Below are 21358 nucleotides of genomic sequence, written 5' to 3'. Positions count from 1 at the left end.
CTGCAGGGAGAGACATGACCTACGAGGCCAACCTCGCCGCCCAGCAACGCTTCGCCACCGCGGTGATGGGCGGCGACTTCGCCATCTTCGACGAAGTGGTCGCGCCCGATGCCGTGGACCACGATCCCGCCCCCGGGCAAGGGCCGGGTCCTGACGGTTACAAGGCGATGTTCGGCGAGATGCGCGCCGCGTTCCCAGACCTGCGCGTCGAGGTCGAGCATCTGATCGCCACCGATGATGAGCTGGCCTTCGCCTACACCATCAGCGGCACGCACCTCGGCGACCTCATGGGCCATCCGGCCACCGGCAAGAAGGTGAGTTATCGCGGCATGCAGATCAGCCGCTTCGCCGACGGCAAGCTGGTGGAACGGTGGGGCAGCAGCGACCAGCTCGGCATGCTCCGACAACTCGGTCTCCTCTGACCCCGCTCTCACTGCCAGGAGAGGCCGGTCCCCGGTCCGGTGCCGATGAGTCGTCCGGCGGCGGCCGCGAGGACGGTGTGGCCTTCAGCCGGGCCCAGGTCCTGCCAGGCGGTCTCGTGCCGCTCGGCCGATCTGGTCAGGATCCGGTCGGCGGAGATGGCGAACAGGCGCCCGTTCATCGCGGTCAGGCTCACCGCGCCCCCGGCTGAGCCCGCTCGGGCCCAGTCGTGGGTGTCCAGCCGCCGGATCGGGAGGTGCCACAGCTCGCCCGCCGAGGTGACGGCGAACAGGCCCTCGTTCACGGCGGCCAGGCCGGTGGTGCCCTCTGGGGCCCGGCTCACGTCCTGCCAAGTGGACCTCGTCAGGACGGGTTCGCGGTAGCGGATCGTGCCGTCTGGTGCCACCCCATACAGGCCGGCGGGTGGGCCGCCGTGTGCCTCCCGAGGGGCCGCCAGAGCGATCACGTCGGTCTCGTCGATCATCTGCCATGGCAGGTTCTGTCCGGAGATGTCGCGGACGGCGAGTGTCCCGTCCGAGCAGGCGGCGAAGAGCCGGTTGTCGCAGGCGACAAGAGCACCAGGAGGCGGGCAGGTCGGGGCGGGGCCGATTGAGTCCCAGGAGGGTGGGTGGCTTGGGGGTTGGGACAGGCGGTCGAGGATGTTTCGGGTGATTCTGTCCAGGACGGGGTCGTGGAGGGAGTTGCCCCAGTTGATGGTGCCGGCGTTGAAGACGGTCCCCGCGCCGAGGCGGTGTACGCCCATCGTGGCCGCGCCGCCCTTCCCGTACCGGCGCCAGTGGCTCAGGTCGGCCGTGGCGAGTACGACGAACGACGGTGGTGTGCCGTCGCGGCCCGTCGCCCTTGGCACCCCGTCCACCCATTCGAGGTCGGCGGCGTCCGTCTCGTAGCCGAGCGCGCCCCTGCCGAAGGTGTCGCCGTCGGCCAGTCCGGTGCCGTCGAACACCCAGTGGCCGGAGAAGCGGGCCGTGTACGACTCGTGGGCCATCACCCGTGAGTCGACCCAGCAGCCCGCGCCGTTCCGGAAGGTGAGGCCGGTCAGGGTGTTCTCCGGGCGGTTGACGGGTTCGCTGGGCCATTCGACGGTGGCCCGGCCGGGGTCGGTGGTGGCGAGGGGGTCGGCGACGGCGTCGCGGTAGCAGACCATCGTGCGGAGGTCGTCTTCGAAGCGGACCTGCCACCAGCAGGTGTTGCCAGAGAATATGGCGATATTTCCACCGGCCCGCGCGAACGCCTCCACCGCGTCCCGCATCTCCCACGACCAGTACTCGTCGTGCCCGTTGATCACCAGCAGCCGGTAACGGCTCAGCAGGTCGAGACCGTCGTGCAGGTCCAGCCCCGAGCAGTAGTCGACCGGATGGCCCGAGGGCCCGAGCCACCGCAGCAGCCCCAGCTCCCATTCCTCGATCTGCGGCCCCGCCCCCGGCCGGTCGAAGCTGACCTTGACCGCCCGGTCGGGCTGCTCGGCCTGGTAGAGCCCTTCACCGGGTACGCCGGGCCGGTTGTACGCCTCCCAGGTGGGAAAGGGAATCGCCACCACAACCGGCGAAGCGGGCACAGCCGCACGTACGACGAAATATGCGGATGTGTCGCCCAAGATGGCGCGGTAGAGCGAGCTGGGCCAGTCCGTGCCCACCTTCAGCGTCCAGGTGTCGCCCTCGGCCGTGTCCTGAAGCACGACCCGACCCGACGGCACGTCCTCGATGGTGATCGGGCCGCCGCCCCCGAGCAGGTGGAACCGGAGCGACTCGCCCTGCGCGCACGATGTGGCCGCCGCGTACAGGCTCATGCGAACGCCGCCTCGACCAGCGTCGACTCCATGTCGTACAGGAAGCGTTCGATCCCCGATGGCGCGAGCAGCCCGGTGTCGGCGTACAGCGACACCTCCATCCGCCCCGGCTCGCCGCCGACGTGCAGCCGGAAGTCGCAGATGTTGCGGTCCATGGTGTCCGTCCAGACCAGGTCGGTCCGCTCCATCGAGGCGCGTACGGCCCGTTCGTCCAGACCTGTCGCCTCGTCGCGCTGCACCAGCCGCTGGTCGTTGAAGCAGCCGAACGACCTGATCCCCGGCCCCATGCCCGACACCGCCTCCTCCATCGCGTACGGGTCGAACTGGGCCTGCCGGTAGGCCCGTAAGGCCACCTGCCAGCCCTGCCGTACCAACTGCCCGAAGTCCGGCGTATCCAGGTCGAGCAGGACGAGCCCCTCCTGCGAGATCGTGGAGACCACGTCGCGGCGCTCGGCCGCGAACCGGTTGTTGACGATCACCCGCATGCCACAGAAGCGCTGGCCCGTGAGCCGCCCGGCGAGCCGGATCGCGGCCGTGAGCAGCACCGTCGAGGAGCTCACCCGCTCGCGGGCGGCCACGGCCTGCGCCGCCGCGGCGATGGCCGCCGAGGTCATCGTGGCCTCCCAGAACCGGGGGCGGCGCGGGACGTCCGCCAGGGTCACGGGATCCATCCGCCGGTATTCGGCCGTCCAGAAGGCCAGAGCCTCGTCGGACGTGCGCTTGCCCTCGGCCGAGCGCTGCCACTCGGCCAGTTCGCGCGGCGTGGCGCTCTCCGGCGGCGGCAGCGAGTCGCGCAGCAGGAGCAGCCGGAAGTCCTTCACCAGGAGATCGGCCGCGTGCCCGTCTGCGGCCAGATGGCAGAGCACCAGCACGACATGCCGGACATAATCGCCGGTCACGAGGAACGCCACCCGCAGCGGCCACTCCTCCCAGTAGTCGAACGGCTCACCCGACAGCCGGTCGCACACCACCTGAGCGGATTCGTCCGTCACCTCGACGTACGGCCGGGCGATCGGTGAGATCCGCTGCCGGGGGCAGTCGCGCGGCCCGCTGAGCCGGGTGCGCAGCGCCTCGTGTCTGGCGACGAGGTCGTCCAGGGCCTTGACGGCGCGCTCGACGGTGACGGGCCGCTTCGGCGCGGCGAAGATCCGGCCGATGTTGAGATAGTGCTCCTGGGGCCGCGCCGCCACCACGGCCCGCCAGATGTCCTGCTGCCCCCAGGTCAGCGGCGACTCAAGCATGGAGCCGTAAGTAGTCCACCAGCTCGTCCAGGCTGTCGGCCGAGGTCATGTCGAGCTCGATGCCGAACTCCGCCTCCACCGCGTCGATCAGCCTGAGATAGCCGAGCGAGGTGACGCCGAGATCGGCCAGCCTGGCCTCCCCGGCCAGCACCTCGGCGGCCTCGACCGCGCCGTCGGTGGCCTCGGCCACCATGTCCGCGAGGCGTCCGCGTAGATCCCCGTCCGTCTGCACCTGGCGAAGCCCTCCCGTTTCCAGGGAAATCCGGGGCGAGTGTGTCACGCGGGGCCTGACGGCGGCAAGCGTCTGGCGGTAAGGGGTTGACGCAATTGTGCATTTTTTCTAGCGTCTTGCGACATCCCGATAATAATTTTGGGGGTGGTTCAGTCGGCCCGTCCTGTCCCTGCTCTGCTGAGCTCACGAGCCGCCACCGACCCCGACCACGAGGCCCTCATCGTCGCCGGAACGGGCGGCCTGACACTCGGCGAGTGGGACGAGCGCTCTGACGCCGCCGCCCACCGCCTGCTCGACCAGGGAGTACGGCCAGGAGACAGAGTCGCGCTGGTGTTCGGCGGCCGTGACTGGCTCGACTACGCGGTGAGCTGGATGGCGGTGTTGAAAGCGGGCGCGGTCGCGGTCCCGCTGTCGGACCGCTTGGCCGAGCCGGAGCTGGCCCGCCTGATCAAGCACTGCGGGGCGACGACGATGATCCGGAGCGGCGACGAGCTCGGCGGCCCGGCCGGCCCGGTCCCGGTCCAGGTCGATCCGCTCGGCTACGCCCAGATCCTCTACACCTCGGGCACCACCGGGCAGCCCAAGGGCGTGGCGGCCAGCCACGCGAACCTCACCTCCCCGCCCGTACACCCCAAACGCCGCCCGTTCGCTCACTCCAGGCATCTCGTGCACGCCTTCCCCATCGGCACGAACGCCGGCCAGGTCATGCTGCTCCACGCGCTGAGCGCCGCCCCCACCGTGGTCACGCTGCCGCTGTTCACGCCGGCCCGCTTCGCGGCGCTCATCGAGTCGTACGCGGCCGGGACCGTGTTCGTGGTGCCCGCGATGGCCATCGAACTGCTCGGCGCGCGCGTCCAGGACCGTCACGACCTGTCGAGCGTGCTGCTGCTCGGCTCGGCCGCCGCCGCGCTGCCACCGAAGGTCGCCGCCGAGCTGACCGAGGCGTTCCCGAACGCGACGGTCGCGAACTACTACACCTCGACCGAGGCGGCCCCCGCCCAGACCGTCATGATCTACGACCCCGACCGGCCGGGCGCGCTCGGGCACGCCGCCGGCAGCCTGCGGATCGTGACCGCCGACGGCGACCCGGCCCCGCCCGGCGAGACCGGCGAGGTGTGGCTGCGCGCCGCCGCGCACTCCCGCTCCTACTACCGCGAGCAGCGGCAGGACACCTTCCAGGACGGCTGGGTACGCATGGGCGACCTCGGTTACCTGGACGACGACGGCTACCTGTACCTGGTCGACCGGGAGAGCGACGTCATCAAGTCGGGCGCCTTCAAGGTCTCGACGCTCCAGGTCGAGGCCGCGCTGCACGAGCATCCGGCCATCTCCGAGGCGTCGGTGTTCGGCGTGACGCATCCGGTCATGGGCATGGTGGTGGCGGCGGCGGTGGTGTCCCGCGAGCCGGTGACGCTGGCCGGCGTACGCGCCTTCCTGGCCGAGCGGCTCGCCCAGCACGAGCTCCCCACCCGGCTGCTGTGCGTGAACGCGCTGCCCAGGAACGCCGCCGGAAAAGTGATCAAGCGAGAACTGCGCAGTATGGCAGAGGAGTGAGCATGGTCCTGGCGTCACAGGCCCAGCACGGGATGTGGATCACCGAGGTGCTGCACGGCACCGGCACGGCGTACCACATGCCGTTCGCCATGTGGTTCGACGGACCGCTGGAGCGGGAGGCGATGCTGGCGGCGTGCCGGGCGGTGCTCGCGCGGCACCCGGTGCTGGGCCGCGCCTTCGAGGAGCGCGACGGCGTGCTGCACCTGGTGCCCGCCAGGGAGCTTCCGCCGGTGGCGTTCGTCGTGGAGCCGGACCCGGAGGCGCTGATCGAGCGGGAGATCGCGCGGCCCTTCGAGCTGTCCGCCGGGCCGCTGGCCCGGTTCACGCTGGCGGAGGTCTCGTCGTCGCGGCATCTGCTGCTGTTCGTGGCGCATCACCTGGTCTTCGATGGCATGTCCAAGGATCTGCTCGTACGAGATCTCGCCGCCGCCTACTCCGGGGCGCCGCTTCCGCCGCTGCCCATGCCGTACGGGGCGGAGGAGAAGCCGTCGCCGGAGGCGGAGGCGTACTGGCGGGCGCGCTGGCGCGAGGTGCCGCACGTGGTGATCAACGGGGTGACGCGATCGCCGCGGCTGGCCGAGCGCGGTGAGACCGTCCTGCTCACCCTGACCGATGACATGCCCGACTTATCCGGCCTGACGAGATTCGAGGTCTTCCTCGCCGCCGTGCACGCCCTCCTTCACCGATACGGCAACGCCGAGACGCCTGTGGCCGTGGCCATGTCGACCCGGACCGATGAGACCCGCGACGACATCGGCCTGTTCGCCACCGAACTGCCGGTGTTCGTGTCGTTCTCGGCCGAGGGCTCCTTCCGTGAGCTGGCCCTGGGCGTCCGGAGCGAGCTGCGCGAGCTGAACGCCTTCCGCGAGGTGCCCGTGGCCAGGGCGGTGGGCGGGATCAAGCCGAGAGTGGCGCTGGCGCCGGTGTCCATCAGCTTCCGGCGGCGCGCGCCCGAACAGGTCTTCCCCGGGCTGAAGCTGTCGGTGGAGTGGAAGATGTCCAGCCATACGATCAGGAACGCGCTCCACCTCCAGGCCGTCGACGGCGACGACGGGCTGCACCTGACGCTGCACTACAGCCCGGACGTCATTCCCCGGCGGGATGTCGAGCTGGCCGGGGACCACCTCAGGGCTGTACTGCGCGCGGTCGCCGCTGATCCGGACGTACGGCTAGCCGATCTACTCCCGGCCGTCCCCCAGGTCGTTCCCCACGTCGCTCTGGAGGCGCCGCCGGATGCCGGGCCCGCGCATGACGAGGTCGACGCGGAGTTGGTCGAGCAGGTGCGGCTGATCTGGATGGAGGTCCTGCGGATGGATCACATCGCGCCGGACGAGGACCTCTACGACCTCGGCGGGCACTCGCTGACCATCACGCAGATCAGCGCGCGGATCAGGAAACGGCTCGGGGTGGAGGTGCCGTTCGACGTGTTCCTCGACGATCCGACGATCACCGGGGTGGCGGCGGCCATCGGCGGGCTGCGGCCATGATCTCCCTGGGCCAGGAGCGGCTCTGGTTCCTGCAGCGGCTCGATCCGTCGGACGCGGCCTATCGGGTGGCGGCGGTGCGGCGGTTGCGGGGGGCGCTCGACGTCGGGGCGCTGACGGGGGCGTTCGGGGATGTGGTGGCGCGGCATGAGTCGTTGCGTACGAGGTTTCCCGACCAGGACGGGCAGCCGATCGCGGTGATCGACCCGCCGGGGGCGGAGGTGCCGGTGGAGTTCGTGGTCCTCGATCCGGTAGTCCCCGGCAACCCCTCAGGCGTCGAGCCGGACGAGTCTGAGGTCGTGCGGTTGCTGGAGGAGCGGGTCAACACGCCCTTCGACCTGGCCGCTGCTCCGCCCTTGCGGATCACGCTGGTCCGGCTGGCGGACGACCACCACGTGCTGTGCGTGGTGCTGCACCACATCATCGGCGACGGCTGGTCCCTGAACGTGCTGTTGAGCGACCTGGCCGCCTACTACCTCGCCCGCACGGAGGGCGAACCGGCCGCGCTGCCCGACCTGCCCGTCAGCTACGCCGAGTACGCCGGCACCCAGCGGGTCTCCCACACCGACGCCGACTACTGGACGGCCAAGCTGGCCGGGGCGACGCCGCTGGAGCTGCCCACGGACCGGCCGCGTCCCGCGCAGCGCGGCAGCGCGGGCGGCGAAGTGCACTTCGACCTGCCGCCCGAACTCGCCGGCGCGCTGTCCCGGCTGGCCAGGGCCGAGCGTTCGACGGTGTTCATGGTGCTGCTGGCCGCCTACCAGGTGCTGCTGGCCCGGCATGCCGGGCAGGACGACATCGTGGTCGGCTCGCCCATCGCCGGACGCGACCGGCCGGAGCTGGAGCCGATGGTCGGGCTGTTCGCCTCCACGCTGGTGCTCCGGGGGGATCTGTCGGGGGATCCGCCGTTCAGCGAGCTGCTGCGCCGTACCCGCCGGACCGTCCTGGAGGCGATGGCGCACCGCGAGGTGCCGATCGAGCGGGTGCTGTCCGCGCTCGACATCGAGCGGGACCTGTCGCGTACGCCGCTGTTCCAGGCGATGCTGGCGCTGCACAACTCCGCTGTCGGATACGCGGAGGCGGAGTCGTTCGCCGGGATGGAGAGCCTGCCGTTCCCGCACGGGGCGCCGCCGGCCATGGTGGACCTGCGGATGGATCTCTGGCCGTCGGGCAGGGGCTGGCACGGGGCGCTCTTCTACAGCGCCGAGCTGTTCGGCCGGGAGACGGTGACCCGGCTCGTGGCCCGCTTCCAGACCCTGCTCGCCTCGATCGTCGCCGCTCCCGAGGCTCGTCTGTCCGAGCTGGACCTGCTGCCCGCCGCCGAACGAAAGCTGCTCGACCGGACCTGGAACAGCACCGCCCTGGACGTGCCGGCCGCGACCGTGGTGGACCTGGTCATGCGGCAGGCGGAGCTGCGGCCGGACGCGATCGCCGTCTCGTGCGGCGACCGCCGCCTGTCCTACGCGGAGCTCGTCGCCCAGGCCGTACGGGTGGCGGGGGAACTGCGGGAGCGCGGCGCGGGGCCCGGATCCGTGGTCGCGGTCCGTGGACGGCGGTCGGTGGAGCTGCCCGGGACCCTGCTCGGTGTGTTGCTGGCGGGGGCCGCCTACCTGCCGATCGACCCGGCGCTGCCGGCCGACCGGGTGGCCTACATGCTGGCGGACTCGGGCGCCCGGTTCACGCTGGACGACTCCCGGCTCCCGACTGCCGACCCCGGCCCCGTCGCCGCCGGGCCCGATGGCGGGTCGGCCGCCTATGTGCTCTACACCTCCGGCTCGACCGGCCGCCCGAAAGGGGTGGTCGTGCCTCACTCGGCGCTGGTGAACCTGCTGGCCGGGATGGAGCACCTGCTCGGCTCCGGCCCGGCGGACGTGTGGCTGGGCAGCACCTCGTTGTCCTTCGACATCGCGGGCCTGGAGCTGTACCTGCCGCTGGTGACCGGCGGTCGGCTGGTGCTGGCCGACGACGAGACCGTACGGGACGGCGCCGCGCTCGCCGACCTGATCTCCGCGTCGGGCGTCACGCACGTCCAGGCCACCCCCTCGGGCTGGAACATGCTGCTCTCCGCCGGGCTCGACGCCTCCGGGCTGGTGGCGCTGGCGGGCGGCGAGGCGCTGCCGCTCGCGCTGGCCAGGCGGCTGCGGCGGCGGGTGGCGCGGTTGTTCAACATGTACGGGCCGACGGAGACCACGATCTGGTCCACCGCCTGGGAGGTCCCCGCCGAGCCCGGCCGGGTGAGCATCGGGCGGCCGATCGCCAACACCCGCGTCCACGTGCTCGACGGCTCCGGCCGACCGGCGCCGATCGGCGTACCCGGTGACCTCGCGATCGGCGGGGCCGGGCTCGCGCTCGGCTACCTGGGCCGGCCGGAAGCGACCGCCGAGCGCTTCGCGGACGGGCTCTACCGGACCGGCGACCGGGTCAGGTGGCTCGGGGACGGCACCCTGGAGTTCCTGGGCCGGGGCGACGGACAGGTGAAGCTGCGCGGGCACCGGATCGAGCTGGGCGAGATCGAGACCGCGCTGGAGTCGCATCCGGGCGTACGGCGGGCGGCCGTCGTCGTCCGCGGGGACGAACTGGTCGCCTACGTGGAGACCACGCCGGACCAGGCGACCAGGCCGGACGTGGCAACCAGGCCGGAGGTGGCGACCACCCCGGACCGCCCCACCGACCTGCTCGAACACGCGGCCGGGTGGTTGCCCGCCTACATGGTCCCCGGCGTCGTGGTGGTGCTGGACGCGTTGCCGATGACGCCCAACGGCAAGGTCGATCGGCTGTCGCTGCCCGAGCCGGCCGGGCCGGTGGCCGGGCGGGGCGGCCCGCCGCGTACCGCGCGGGAGCGGCAGGTGGCCAGGATCTTCGGCGACGTGCTCAGGATCGGCGACGTCGGCGCGGACGACGACTTCTTCGCCCTGGGCGGGCACTCGCTGCTGGCCACCCAGGTCATCGCCAAGCTGGCGGCGGCGGGGACGACGGTGCCGTTGCGGACGTTGTTCGGGCAGCCGACCGTGGCCGGGTTCGCGGCGACGCTGGAGGGGCTGCCGGAGGCCCCTGGCCTCTCGCTCGCCCCGCGGCCGTCCGGAACGCTGCCCCCGCTGTCGGCGGGCCAGGAACGGCTGTGGTTCCTGCACCGGCTGGATCCGGGTGACGCCTCGTACAACATGTACATCGTGCGCCGGCTCCGCGGCCGCCTCGATCCCGAGGCGCTGCGGCGGGCGCTGACCGCGTTGCTCACCCGGCACGAGTCGCTGCGCACACGCTTTCCCGAGGTGGACGGGCGGCCGGTCGCCGTCGTCGAGCACGCCGGACGGCCCGCCGACGTGGAACTGCTCGACGCGGGTGACGAGGCGGAGGCCCGCGCGCTGGTCGCCGCCCGCACCAACGCTCCCCTGGACCTCGGTGTGGCACCGCCGCTCCGGATCACGCTGATCCGCCTGGGCGGGGACGACCACGTGCTGTGCGTGGTGCTGCACCACATCATCGCCGACGGCTGGTCGATCACCGTCCTCCTGGACGACCTGGCCAGACTGTACGCCGGGTCGGAGGGCCTGGCGCCGCTGGCCGTACAGCATGGGGACGTCGCGCGCTGGCAGCGGGAGCAGGACGGGAGCGCGGCACTGGAGTACTGGCGGGAACGCCTCGCCGACCCGCCCACGCTGGCGCTGCACACCGACCGCCCGCGCACGCCGGGGCCGGCGCGCGGCGACTTCCACCTGCTGGACATCCCCGACGACCTGGCCAAGGCGCTGGACGCGACGGCGCGGCGGCAGCGGAGCACGCTGTTCATGGTGCTGCTGGCGGCCTACCAGGTGCTGCTGGCGCGGCACACCGGGCAGACGGACATCATGGTCGGCTCGCCCACCGCCGGGCGGGATCGGGTGGAGCTGGGGCCGATCGTCGGCTACCTCAGCACCACGCTGGTGCTGCGCGGCGACCTGTCGGGCGATCCGACGCTGGACGAGCTGCTGACCAGGACGCGGCGGACGGTGCTGGAGGCGATGGCGCATCAGGACGTGCCGTTCGAGCGGCTGCTGGCGGAGCTGGACATCGAGCGGGACATCACCAGGAAGCCGATGTTCCAGACCATGCTGACGCTGAACAGCCAGCCGGCCGACGGGGAGCGGGATCGGCTCGCCGACGGTCTGGAAATGTCGTACTTCGACGATGGGTATCGGCAGGCCAAGTTCGACCTGGTGGTGGAGGCGTGGCAGGCGCCGGGGCGGCTGCGGGTGGCGTTCGGGTACGACGCGGGGCTGTTCGACGCGGAGACGGTGGCGGGGCTGGCGGAGCGGTTCGCGGTGCTGTTACGCGGGATCGCCGACCCGGACAACCGGCACGCCCCCGTGTCGGCCCTGCCGACGCTCACTGTGGCCGATTCGGCGCTGATCGCCTCGGCTGGGGGCGACGTTGGCAACGGGATGATCGAAGCGGATGGCGAGGGGGCCATCGAGCCGGGCGTGCCGGAGATGATCGCGGCGGCCGTCGCCGCGCACTCCGGTGAGACGGCCGTCGTCTGCGGGTCCGAGAGCGTGACCTACGGCGAGCTGGCCGAGCGGGTGACCCGGCTGGCGGCCGAGCTGGCCGGGCGCGGCGCGGGCCCTGGCGACATAGTCGGGCTCCGTCTCGGCCGGTCGGTCGACGCGGTGGTGGCGATGCTGGCGATCTGGCGCGTGGGAGCCGCCTACCTGCCGCTCGACCCCGCCTATCCGTCCGTCCGTCTGCAGCACATGATCGCCATGAGCGGCGCCCGCCTGATCGTCCCGGACGACCTGACCACCACGAGCAGCACCGGGCCGGTCGTCTCGGACGCCCGGAGAGCCGCGGACGACCTGGCAGCCGCATACGGCCTGACCGCCGTGGACGATCCCCGCGCTCAGGCGCCGGGCCTCGCCTACGTCATCTACACCTCCGGCTCCACCGGCACCCCCAAAGGCGTGGCGGTCGAGCACGCCGGGTTGGCCGCCCGGGTCCGGTGGATGCGTGACGAGTACGGCCTGGGCCCCGGCGACCAGGTCGTCCAGCTGGCCTCCCTCAGCTTCGACACCCACGCCGAGGAGCTCTACCCCGCCCTGACCACCGGCGCCACAGTCGTGCTGGTGCCCGACGGCGGCGCCACCCTCCCCGACCTGCTCGCCGAACGGCCCGACGTCACCGTGCTCGACCTGCCGACGGCGTACTTCCACCACCTCGTGGACCTGATCGACGAGATCGCCTGGCCGACTGCCCTCCGCCTGGTCGTCATCGGCGGCGAGCAGGTGCACGCCACCGCCGTGGCCCGCTGGCGGCGGCGGTTCGGCGACCGGGTACGCCTGGTCAACACCTACGGCCCCACCGAGACCACGATCGTCGCGACCGCCACCGACCTGACCGGCGACGACCCGCACCCGCCGATCGGCCGCCCCATCCGGGCCACCACGGTCCGGATCCTCGACCCGCACGGCACGCCCACTCCCCCCGGCGCCCCCGGCGAGCTGTACATCGGCGGACCCGGCGTCGCCCGCGGCTACCTCGGCGCGCCCGAGCTGACGGCCCAGCGCTTCGTCCGGCTGCCCGACGGTGGCCGGTACTTCCGTACCGGAGACCGGGTGCGGCTGCGTCCCGACGGGCTGCTGGAGTTCCTCGGGCGCGTCGACGAGCAGGTCAAGGTGCGGGGCTTCCGCATCGAGCCGGGCGAGGTGGAGCACTGCCTGCGTACGCATCCGGACGTACGGCAGGCCGTGGTGGTCGCCAGGGACGGCGAGCTCGTCGCCTATGTCGTGGGCGAGACGGCCGAGCTGGCCGACCACGTGGCCGGGCGGCTCCCGCCGTACATGGTCCCCGCTCATTGGGTGGTGCTCGACGCGCTGCCGCTCACCGCGAACGGCAAGCTCGACCGGGGCGCGCTGCCGGATCCGGGCCGCGCAGCGGCCACGGACGCCACGCCACCGCGCTCGGACGCTGAAGAGCTGGTCGCCGACGTCTGGGCCGAGGTGCTCGGCGCGGACAAGGTCGGCGCGTTCGACGACTTCTTCGCGCTCGGCGGGCACTCGCTGCTCGCCATCAGGGTGGCGGCCCGGCTGCGGGCGATCGCGGGTGTGGAGTTGCCGATCCGTACGCTGTTCGCCCGCCGTACCGTCGCCGAGCTGGCGCGCGCCGTCGAGGAGGCGCTGGTGGCGGAGGTGGCCGGGCTGTCCGACGAACAGGCGCGCAGCATGCTCGACCCGGAGGACGCGTTGTGACCGAGCTGACCGAGGCCCAGCGGGCGCTGCTGACCCAGCGGTTACGGCGGCGCAAGAGCGTGCCGACGATTCCGGCGCTGCCGGACGGTCAGGCGCCGCCGCTGTCGTACGCGCAGGAGCGGCTGTGGTTCATGGAGCAGTACGCGCCGGGGAACCCCGCGCACACGGTCCCGTTCGTGCGGCGGCTGCGCGGCCCGCTCGTCGCCTCCCTGCTGGCCGGTGCGCTGAACCAGGTCGCCGCCCGGCACCAGGCGTTGCGGACCCGCTTCCCGGTCGGCGACGACGGACAGCCCACGGTGACGGTCTCGGCCTCCGACGTCCCGCTCACTGTGGCCGCCGCCGACGACGTGGACGAGGCACGGGCGTTGGTCGACAGCTTCCTCGCCGAGCCGTTCGACCTGGTGACCGGGCCGGTGATCAGGGCTCTGCTGGTACGGCTGAGCGCCGACGACCACGTGCTGGCCATCGCCGTCCACCACATCGCCGCCGACGGCTGGTCGGCGAACATCCTGCTCCGCGAGCTCCTGACCGGCTACGACCGGAACCCCCTGCCCGACCTGCCCGTCACCTACGGCGACTTCGCCGCCTGGCAGCGCGAGCGGCCCGGCGAGGCGGCCGACGTGGCCTACTGGCGGGAACGGCTGGCCGGGCTGTCGCCGCTGGAGCTGCCCACGGACTTCCCCCGACCGCCCGAGCTGACCTACCTCGGCGCGGCGCACTCGTTCACCATCGACCCCGCGCTGGTCGCGCGGCTGGAGCGGCTGGGGCGGGAGCACGGCGCCACGCCGTACATGGTGCTGCTGGCCGCCTTCGCGGCACTTCTCGGCCGGTACGCCGGGCAGGAGGACGTGGCCATCGGCTCCCCCGTGGCCGGTCGGTCGCTGCCGGAGCTGGACGGGCTGATCGGCTGCTTCATCAACATGCTCGCGATGCGGGTGGATCTGTCGGGGGATCCGTCGTTCCTGGGGTTGCTGCACCGGGTGCGTGACCTGGCCATGGACGCGTACGCGCATCAGGAGCTGCCGTTCGAGCGGCTGGTGTCGGAGCTGAACGTGCCCCGGGAGGTGCCACGGTCGCCGCTGTTCCAGGTCCTGTTCGCGATGCAGAACTACGGCGGCGAGCCGTCGTCCGGTGGGCTGACCGTGGAGGGGTTCTCGCCGGGGGTGTGGGCCACCCGGTTCGATCTGGAGCTGTACACCGGTGGCGATGGTTCGTTCCTGTTCGTGTACAACGTCGCGTTGTTCGGGGCCGAGCGGATCTCGCGCATGGCCGGGCATTTCGCCGCCCTGCTCGACGGGATCGTGGCCGACCCGTCGGCCCCCGTCTCCACGATCGAGCTGCTCACCGCGCCGGAGCGAGAGGAACGGGAACGGTGGAACGACACCGGGCTCGACCTCGGCGACCCCGGCCTCCTGCACCGCCCGTTCGAGGAGCGGGTGCCGCAGGCGCCCGACGCCGTCGCGGTGGCCCATCCCGGCGGCGAGATCAGCTACGCGGAGCTTGAACGCCGGGCCGGGCTGCTGGCCGCCGAGCTGACGTCGGCGGGCGTCGGGCGCGGGGAGCTGGTCGCGGTCGTGATGGAGCGGGGGTGGGAGCAGGTCGTGGCGGTGCTGGGCATCAACATGGCCGGGGCGGCCTACCTGCCGATCGACGCCGATCTGCCCGACCAGCGGCGCTTCGAGCTGATGGCACGCGGCGAGTGCCGGGTCGCGGTGACCCAGCCGTGGCTGGACCTGACCCAGCCGGGGCTGGGCCTGACCTGGCCCGCCGACGTGACCCGCCTTTCGGTGGCTCCCCCGCCTGGCCCCTCGTCCGCTCCTCTGACGCCCCCCGACTGCCCGGCCGCGCCTGACGACCTCGCGTACGTGATCTTCACCTCGGGCTCGACCGGCACCCCGAAGGGCGTGATGATCGAGCACCAAGCCGCCCTGAACACCGTCCGCGACCTCAATTACCGCTTCCACGTCGGCCCGCACGACCGGATCCTCGCCCTGTCGGCCCTCAGCTTCGACCTGTCCGTGTACGACGTCTACGGCGCCCTGGCCGTCGGCGCCACCCTCGTCATGGGCGAGCCGTCGGCCGACAAGGACCCCGCCGCCTGGGCCCGGCTGGTCACCGAGCACCGCGTCACCGTCTGGAACTCGGTCCCCGCCCTCATGGAGCTCCTGGTCGACCACGCCGAGCACGAAGGCACCGACCTGAGCTCGCTGCGCTTGGTACTGCTGTCCGGCGACTGGATCCCGCTGACCCTCCCCGACCGGATCCGCGCCCTCGCCCCGGCGGCCGAGATCATCAGCCTGGGCGGCGCCACCGAAGGCTCGATCTGGTCCATCAGCTATCCGATCGGCGAGGTGGAGCCGGGCTGGTCGTCCATCCCGTACGGCCGTCCGCTGGCCAACCAGTCCTTCCGCATCCTGGACCGCGGCCGGTGTGACGTGCCCGTCGGCGTACCCGGTGACCTGTACATCGGCGGCGTCGGCGTGGCCACCGGCTACTGGCGTGACCCGGAACGCACCGCCGCCGCCTTCATCAGCCACCCCCGCACCGGCGAGCGCCTCTACCGAACGGGCGACCTGGGCCGCTACACCGCGGACGGCACGATCGAGTTCCTCGGCCGCGCCGACGCGCAGGTGAAGATCCGCGGCTACCGCATCGAACTGGGCGAGATCGAGACCCACCTCGCCCGCCACCCGGACGTGACCGAGTGCGTGGTCACCACCCACGGCTCGGGCACGCAGGCGCAGCTGGTGGCGTACGTGGTGGGCCAGGTGGATCCGACCCGCCTGCGCGGCCACCTCGCTGAGACCCTGCCCGCGTACATGATCCCCACCCGTTTCGTCCCCCTCCCCCAGCTGCCCCTGACCGCCAACGGCAAGGTGGACCGGCGCCGCCTCCCCGCCCCCACGTCATCGGCGGACGGTGCGGAACCGGGCCGGCGCGTCCCCCCGGCCACAGAGGCGGAGCGCCTGGTCGCCGCGGTCTGGGCCGAAGCGCTCGAGATGGCCGATCTCGGAGTGGACGACGACTTCTTCGACATGGGCGGGCACTCGCTGCTGGCGATCAAGGTGGTGGCCAGGCTGCGCAGGGCGCTGCCGCCCGGTGCCGCGCCGATCGCCGTGGTGGACCTGTTCAAGCACCCGACCGTCCGCGAGCTGGCCACGCTCGTCGACGGCACCGCCACCGCCTCGCGCGGGCTCCTGCACGAGCTGACGCCGCGCCGTACCTCTCCCGCCGAGCTCACCTACGTGTGCGTGCCGTACGGCGGCGGCGCGGCGGTGGTCTACCAGCCGCTCGCCGACGCCCTGCCCGCGACCTACGCCCTGTGGTCGGTGTCCATCCCCGGCCACGACGTCGGCCTGGACGAGGAGCGGCTGCCCCTGGACGAGGTGGCGGCCCGGTGCGTGAGCGAGATCCAGGAGAAGGTACGCGGACCGGTGGCGCTGTACGGGCACTGCGGCGTGGGGTCGGCCCTGGTCGTCGAGATCGCGCGACGGCTGGAGGCGGCGGGCCGCGAGCTCGAAGCGGTGTACATCGGGGCGATCTACCCCTTCGCCCGCCCTGGTAAGGGGCCCATGGCGCTGCTGTCCAAGCTGGCCAGGCGCGAGTTCCTCCGTAGCGACCGGAGCTACGCCAACTGGCTGATGTCCATGGGGCTCGACATGGGCGACCTGGAGCCGGGGCAGGCTCGGCACATCATCAGGAACATGCGGCGCGACAGCGAGGCCGCGGAGGAGTACTTCACCGGGCTGTTCGCGAGCTCGGTGGAGCGGCTGCGGGCGCCGATCGTCAGCGTGGCGGGAGAGCACGATCCGGCGACCGAGTACTTCGAGGAGCGGTACCGCGAGTGGCACTTCCTCACGCCCACGGCCGCCGTGGTGGAGCTGGACGAGGCCGGACACTTCTTCCTGAAATATCGGGCGGACGAGCTCGCCGAGATCGTCACCCGTACCCACGTCGCCATCGCAGCAGGCGGCGCAGAGGCAGTTGGTTCAGTGGACGCGGAGGCAGTTGGCTCAGGCGCTGTGGAGGCGGTTGGCTCAGACGGTGTCGAGGCAGTTGGCTCAGGCGATATCGAAGCAGTCAGCGGGGCCAGTTGGCGGGTGCGGGAGGTGTCGCGGGGCGGGGTGTCGGCCGTCGCGACCGGACCGCAGCCCAGCATGAAGCGGTTCACGGCCGTCGCCAGTGGGCAGCTGGTGTCCCTGCTGGGGTCGGCGCTGACCGGGTTCGCCATCCCCATCTGGATCTATCTGACCACGGGCTCGCTGGCGCAGTTCGCCCTGCTGTCGGTGGTCGGGCTGGTCCCGGGGATGGTGGTGGCGCCGCTGGCGGGGGCGATCGTCGATCGCGGGAACCGGCGGGCGGTCATGCTCGGCGGTGACGCCGCCGCCGTCGGTACGCAGCTCGTCTTCGGAACGCTGCTCTGGACCGAGAACCTGCAGATCTGCCACGTTTATCCACTCCTCGCACTGCTGTCGGTGGCGCTGACGTTCCAGCGGCTGGCCTACACCTCGGCGGTGCCGCAGCTCGTCCCCAAGCGGTACCTCGGGCACGCCAACGGCATCGTCCAGATGGCCGGCGGCATGACGCAGCTGCTCGTCCCCCTCGCGGCCGTCGGGCTGATGGCCGTGATCGGGCTGGAGGGCATCCTGGTGCTCGATGTGGCCAGTTACGTGTTCGCGATCGGGGTGACACTGCTGGTGCGCTTCCCCGCCGCGATGGCCTGGCGCCGCAAGGAGCCGGTGCTGGCGGAGATGGCGGCCGGGTTCCGCTACTCCTGGGGCAACCTGGGCTTCCGTCAGATGCTCCTCTACTTCGCGGTGCTGAACGTCTTCCTGTCCCCCCTGTTCCTGCTGATCTCACCGCTGGTGCTCTCTTTCGGCACGCTGCAGGATGTGGGCCGGATCTCGTTCGTGTCCGGGCTGGGGGTCTTCCTCGGCGGTCTGACCATGACGGCCTGGGGCGGGCCGAGCCGGGGGCGGATGCGAGCGGTGCTGTGGTGCACGCTGGCGCTGGCGGCGTTCTGCCTGGTCACGGGGTTGCGGGCGGATCTGGTGACGATCGGGATCGGGGCGTTCGGGATGTCGCTGTGGCTGACGCTGCTGAACGGTGTCTACGCCACGATCGTGCAGGTGAAGGTGCCGCAGCGGTTCCACGGGCGGGTGTTCGCGCTGAACACGCTGATCGCCTGGTCCACACTGCCGCTCGGCTTCGGTCTCGTGGCGCCGTACGGGGCGGCGGTGTTCGACCCGCTGCTCGCCCCCGACGGCCCGCTCGCCTCGACCGTGGGGGCGCTCATCGGCACCGGCGCCGGGCGCGGGGTGGGGCTGATGTACGTGCTGTTCGCCGTGTCGATGGCGGTGCTCGCGGCAGTGGCGCTGCGGTCACGGCTACCGGGCCTGCTCGACCAGAGCGCCGACGCGACCCCGGACGACCTGGTCGGGCTACAGGCTCTCGGGCGCAGTCTCTAGGATCTCCTTCAACGCCTGCAGGAACAGGACGACGTCCCTGCCGTTGATCAGCCGGTGGTCGTAGGCCAGGCCGATCGCCGCTGTCATCCGCTCACCGTCCGGCTGCGGTGAGGTGAGGGCGATGGCGCAGGTCTGGCCGGGGAAGATGATCGGGATGGCCATGATGATGTCGGCGTCGTGGTGGAGGGTGACGACGATGTTCCCGCCGGTGAGGTGCGCCTCGCTGAAGCCGCCGTGCTGCGCGAGTTTCCGGAACTCGGCCAGGCGTTCGGCGATGTCCGGCACGGTCAGGTGGTCGCGGATCACCGGCACGTAGAGGCCGGTTCCCATGTCGATCGTCACGCCTATGCGTGGTTGGTCGGGGACGTGGGCGGTTCTGTCGTCGATGAGTTCGGCGAAGAACATCGGGAAGTCGGCGTGCAGCCGGGCGACGGCGGCGATGAGCAGGTCGGGCAGGCCGATCAGCTTGCGTAGCCGTCTGGTCAGGGCTCGGGCCGTCTTCTGGGCCGGGGTCACGTCTACTTTTATTGCGGTGTATCCGGCGGGGATGGTCTGGTGCGACAGGGTCACGGTTCTGGCGACCGCGCGCTGGTGGTTGGAGAGCGTGTGGGCCTGGCCGCTTTTGGGAGGTGCTGCCGCGAGCCGTTCCACGTCGGCTCGGCGTACCACCTTGACCTCCAGCCCGGCCACCAGCGCGGGGTCGAGGCCGAGTTCGTCCAGCAGGGCGCGGGCCGGTGCCGTGATGATCGGTCCGCCTTCGACGGCGGGGACCGGCTCCTCCGCATCGGGCAGGGTCGGCTTCGGGCCGATTCGGGCGATCAGCTGGCCGGGGGCGCATGACGCGCCGGCCCCTACGAGTTGGGTGAGCACCCCGTCCTGCTCGCTGACCAGCTCCTCCACCGCCTTGGACGTCTCCAGCGTCACCAGCGGGTCATTTCGCCACACCCGCGCGCCGTCGGCCGCCAGCCACTCCAGCAGCGTGTACTCCGAGTCGTTGTTGTTCAGTTTCGGGACCCGGATCTCATCCATCGAGCGCCTCCAGTACGGCCCTGCTGATCGTGCTGTCCTGCAGCACCACGGCACGCTCCAGGTGCGAGGCGGTGGGGATCACGCTGTCGGCCGAGCTGACCAGGCGGATCGGCCGCCGGAGCGAGCCCCACAGCCTGGTGTGCAGGTCGGCGGCCAGGTGGCCGCCCCAGGTGCCGCCCGCGCTGCCGTCCTCCGCCACACAGACCAGCCCCACCTGTCCGAGGAGCGGCAGCACGGCGGTGGGGTCGAACGGGTACAGGCGCGACGGGACGAGCAGCGCCCCGGCGAGGTCGTGGGAGAGCAGCAGCGTACGCATGGCGGCGATGGCCCGGTGCGCCACGCCGCCGGGGGCGATCACCGCGTAGTCGAGGTCGCCGTCGAATCGCACCACGGCCACGTCCTCGACCAGGTCCCAGGAGAACAGCTCGTCCACCTCGTACATCCGGCGGGTGTAGAGGACCTTGTCCTCGAAGAGCAGGCAGGGCTCTTCCAGGGCGAGCATGCGGTCGAGGACGGAGCGGTTGTCGTGGAACGGCGACATCTCGAACAGCGAGAGACCGGGCACGCCGATGAAGTGCTTCTGGAGGTTCTGGCTGTGAGTGGGGCCGTAGCCGCGGTTGCCGCCCGAGGGGCAGCGGATGATCAGTGGCATCGGGACGCGGTGGCCGTACATGGAGACCGATTTGCCGGCGAAGTTCACGATCTGGTCGAAGGCGAGCGCGGCGAAGTCGCCGAACATCATCTCGACGATGGCCTTCTCCCCCGCCAGCGCGAGGCCGGAGGCGGCGCCGACGATCGCGCCCTCGCTCAGCGGTGTCGTCAGGACCCGGTCGGGGAAGCGGGTGGACAGGCCGCGGGTGATCTTGAAGGCGCCGCCGTAGGGGTCCAGAAGGTCCTCGCCGAGCACGTAGACGCCGGGGTCGTCGCCGAGCAGGCCGTGCAGGGCCTGGTTGAGGTCCTCGCCGACCCTCACGCGGACGTCCAGACGGCTGGGGGTCTGGCAGCCACTTCGTCGGCGATCACGTCGATGCGGGCGCGGGCCGCCGTTTCGAGGCGGGCCGACTGGTCGGCGTGTTCGGTCTGGTAGGCGGCGTACCAGTCGGGGCGTACGACGTCCGGCGGGCGCGTGTCGTCGCCCTTGCTGTGCGGGCCGAGCCGATGCGTGGCGAACTCCACCACCAACGGCACACCACCCCTGACCGTCTCCACCAAGGGCCCGAGATCTCGCCTTATTTCGGAAATATCCAAGCTAGTCACCCGGGTGTGCTCGATCCCGAAGGCCGCCGCCCGCCCCGCGATGGTCCCCGCCATCTGGAGCTCCGTCGGCGTGGACTGGGCGATGCCGTTGTGCTCGACCACCACGAGCAGTGGCAGCCGCCAGAGCTGCGCCATGTTCAACGCCTCGTACACCGCCCCCTCGCCCCACGTACCGTCACCGATGTAGACGCAGGCGAGCCCGCCGGGCTCGCGCCGCTTCAAGTGCAGGGCGACCCCGGTGGCCACCGGCAGGCTCTGCCCCTGTACCCCGGTCGACAGGTAGCGGTCGCGGCGCAGATGCTGGCTGCCGCCCACCCCGTCGCACACGGCGCCCTTCCGGCCCATGATCTCGGCCAGCAGCCCTTCGGGATCCTCGAACCGGGCCAGATAGTGGCCGTGACCGCGATGGTTGCTGAAGACCCAGTCACCGTCACGGAGCAACGGGCGCAGGGAGACGGGGACGTACTCCTGCCCGAGGCAGGTGTGGGTGGTGCCGTTGAGCTCGCCCCGCTCGAAGAGCGCGAGCAGCTTCCGTTCGAAGGACCGGATCAGCAGCAGCAGCGCCAAGTCCTCGTCAGCCAGCCTGTTCATAGGCCCCTTGAGTCCCGGGAGAACCTCCAGAAAGGCTATACAACAGCGACATATCAC

Annotated in this window: 11 protein-coding genes; 5 read left to right on the top strand and 6 right to left on the bottom strand. The window is 71.6% G+C overall.

All coding sequences use genetic code 11. The features are described 5' to 3' along the window. Positions 1–14: 14 nt before the first annotated feature. Complete coding sequence (locus ACGFJ2_RS08990; protein WP_357942358.1) at positions 15–422, top strand: ester cyclase; 408 nt, start codon at positions 15–17, stop codon at positions 420–422. 8 nt (positions 423–430) lie between these two features. Here the strand turns inward: ACGFJ2_RS08990 and ACGFJ2_RS08985 are convergent, their stop codons facing one another. From ACGFJ2_RS08985 to ACGFJ2_RS08975, 3 genes are read right to left on the bottom strand one after another with little or no spacing between them, the layout of a single operon-like run. Beyond that, complete coding sequence (locus ACGFJ2_RS08985; protein WP_393466330.1) at positions 431–2227, bottom strand: N,N-dimethylformamidase beta subunit family domain-containing protein; 1797 nt, start codon at positions 2225–2227, stop codon at positions 431–433. After that, positions 2224–3468 (bottom strand): condensation domain-containing protein, encoded by a 1245-nt coding sequence (locus ACGFJ2_RS08980; protein ID WP_357942354.1) that lies wholly within the window; start codon positions 3466–3468, stop codon positions 2224–2226. The genes ACGFJ2_RS08985 and ACGFJ2_RS08980 overlap by 4 nt, the downstream gene beginning before the upstream one ends. Beyond that, positions 3461–3700 (bottom strand): acyl carrier protein, encoded by a 240-nt coding sequence (locus ACGFJ2_RS08975; protein ID WP_357942352.1) that lies wholly within the window; start codon positions 3698–3700, stop codon positions 3461–3463. The genes ACGFJ2_RS08980 and ACGFJ2_RS08975 overlap by 8 nt, the downstream gene beginning before the upstream one ends. Positions 3701–3844: 144 nt before the next feature. Between ACGFJ2_RS08975 and ACGFJ2_RS08970 the strand changes: the two genes are divergently transcribed. The 4 genes from ACGFJ2_RS08970 to ACGFJ2_RS08955 are packed head-to-tail and all read left to right on the top strand — an operon-like array spanning position 3845 to position 18424. Beyond that, positions 3845–5254: a class I adenylate-forming enzyme family protein gene (locus tag ACGFJ2_RS08970; RefSeq protein ID WP_393466326.1), complete on the top strand. Its 1410-nt coding sequence runs from the start codon at positions 3845–3847 to the stop codon at positions 5252–5254. 2 nt (positions 5255–5256) lie between these two features. Beyond that, positions 5257–6741, top strand: coding sequence for a condensation domain-containing protein (locus ACGFJ2_RS08965; RefSeq protein WP_393466323.1), 1485 nt, complete (start codon positions 5257–5259; stop codon positions 6739–6741). Continuing rightward, positions 6738–12956 carry an amino acid adenylation domain-containing protein gene (locus ACGFJ2_RS08960; RefSeq protein WP_393466320.1) on the top strand — a complete coding sequence of 2073 codons (6219 nt, stop codon included), beginning with the start codon at positions 6738–6740 and terminating at the stop codon, positions 12954–12956. Before ACGFJ2_RS08965 ends, ACGFJ2_RS08960 begins: the two co-directional genes overlap by 4 nt. Continuing rightward, a complete protein-coding gene (locus tag ACGFJ2_RS08955; RefSeq protein ID WP_393466317.1) occupies positions 12953–18424 on the top strand; it encodes an amino acid adenylation domain-containing protein in 5472 nt (1823 codons plus the stop codon). Before ACGFJ2_RS08960 ends, ACGFJ2_RS08955 begins: the two co-directional genes overlap by 4 nt. On the opposite strand, the gene ACGFJ2_RS08950 is transcribed toward ACGFJ2_RS08955, so the two are convergent. Genes ACGFJ2_RS08950 through ACGFJ2_RS08940 form a run of 3 tightly spaced genes read right to left on the bottom strand, consistent with a single transcriptional unit; the run spans position 18398 to position 21301 of the window. Then, the gene (locus ACGFJ2_RS08950) at positions 18398–19453 is read right to left on the bottom strand and encodes a 2-oxo acid dehydrogenase subunit E2 (RefSeq protein ID WP_393466314.1); all 1056 of its coding nucleotides are present in this window, start codon (positions 19451–19453) and stop codon (positions 18398–18400) included. The genes ACGFJ2_RS08955 and ACGFJ2_RS08950 overlap by 27 nt on opposite strands. Further along, positions 19446–20426: an alpha-ketoacid dehydrogenase subunit beta gene (locus tag ACGFJ2_RS08945; protein ID WP_393466311.1), complete on the bottom strand. Its 981-nt coding sequence runs from the start codon at positions 20424–20426 to the stop codon at positions 19446–19448. Before ACGFJ2_RS08945 ends, ACGFJ2_RS08950 begins: the two co-directional genes overlap by 8 nt. Further along, a complete protein-coding gene (locus ACGFJ2_RS08940; protein WP_393466308.1) occupies positions 20423–21301 on the bottom strand; it encodes a thiamine pyrophosphate-dependent dehydrogenase E1 component subunit alpha in 879 nt (292 codons plus the stop codon). Before ACGFJ2_RS08940 ends, ACGFJ2_RS08945 begins: the two co-directional genes overlap by 4 nt. Between the last annotated feature and the right edge of the window lie 57 nt (positions 21302–21358).

Source organism: Nonomuraea sp. NPDC049028, from assembly GCF_043197735.1.
Taxonomy (GTDB): Bacteria; Actinomycetota; Actinomycetes; order Streptosporangiales; family Streptosporangiaceae; genus Nonomuraea.
This window is presented reverse-complemented; position numbering and strand designations above follow the sequence as displayed.

What these genes read in the sequence shown, in the direction of transcription:
- ACGFJ2_RS08990 (WP_357942358.1), top strand. Translation starts at nt 15, where the DNA reads ATGACCTACGAGGCCAACCTCGCCGCCCAGCAACGCTTCGCCACCGCG.
- ACGFJ2_RS08985 (WP_393466330.1), bottom strand. Translation starts at nt 2,227, where the DNA reads ATGAGCCTGTACGCGGCGGCCACATCGTGCGCGCAGGGCGAGTCGCTC.
- ACGFJ2_RS08980 (WP_357942354.1), bottom strand. Translation starts at nt 3,468, where the DNA reads ATGCTTGAGTCGCCGCTGACCTGGGGGCAGCAGGACATCTGGCGGGCC.
- ACGFJ2_RS08965 (WP_393466323.1), top strand. Translation starts at nt 5,257, where the DNA reads ATGGTCCTGGCGTCACAGGCCCAGCACGGGATGTGGATCACCGAGGTG.
- ACGFJ2_RS08960 (WP_393466320.1), top strand. Translation starts at nt 6,738, where the DNA reads ATGATCTCCCTGGGCCAGGAGCGGCTCTGGTTCCTGCAGCGGCTCGAT.
- ACGFJ2_RS08950 (WP_393466314.1), bottom strand. Translation starts at nt 19,453, where the DNA reads ATGGATGAGATCCGGGTCCCGAAACTGAACAACAACGACTCGGAGTAC.
- ACGFJ2_RS08940 (WP_393466308.1), bottom strand. Translation starts at nt 21,301, where the DNA reads ATGAACAGGCTGGCTGACGAGGACTTGGCGCTGCTGCTGCTGATCCGG.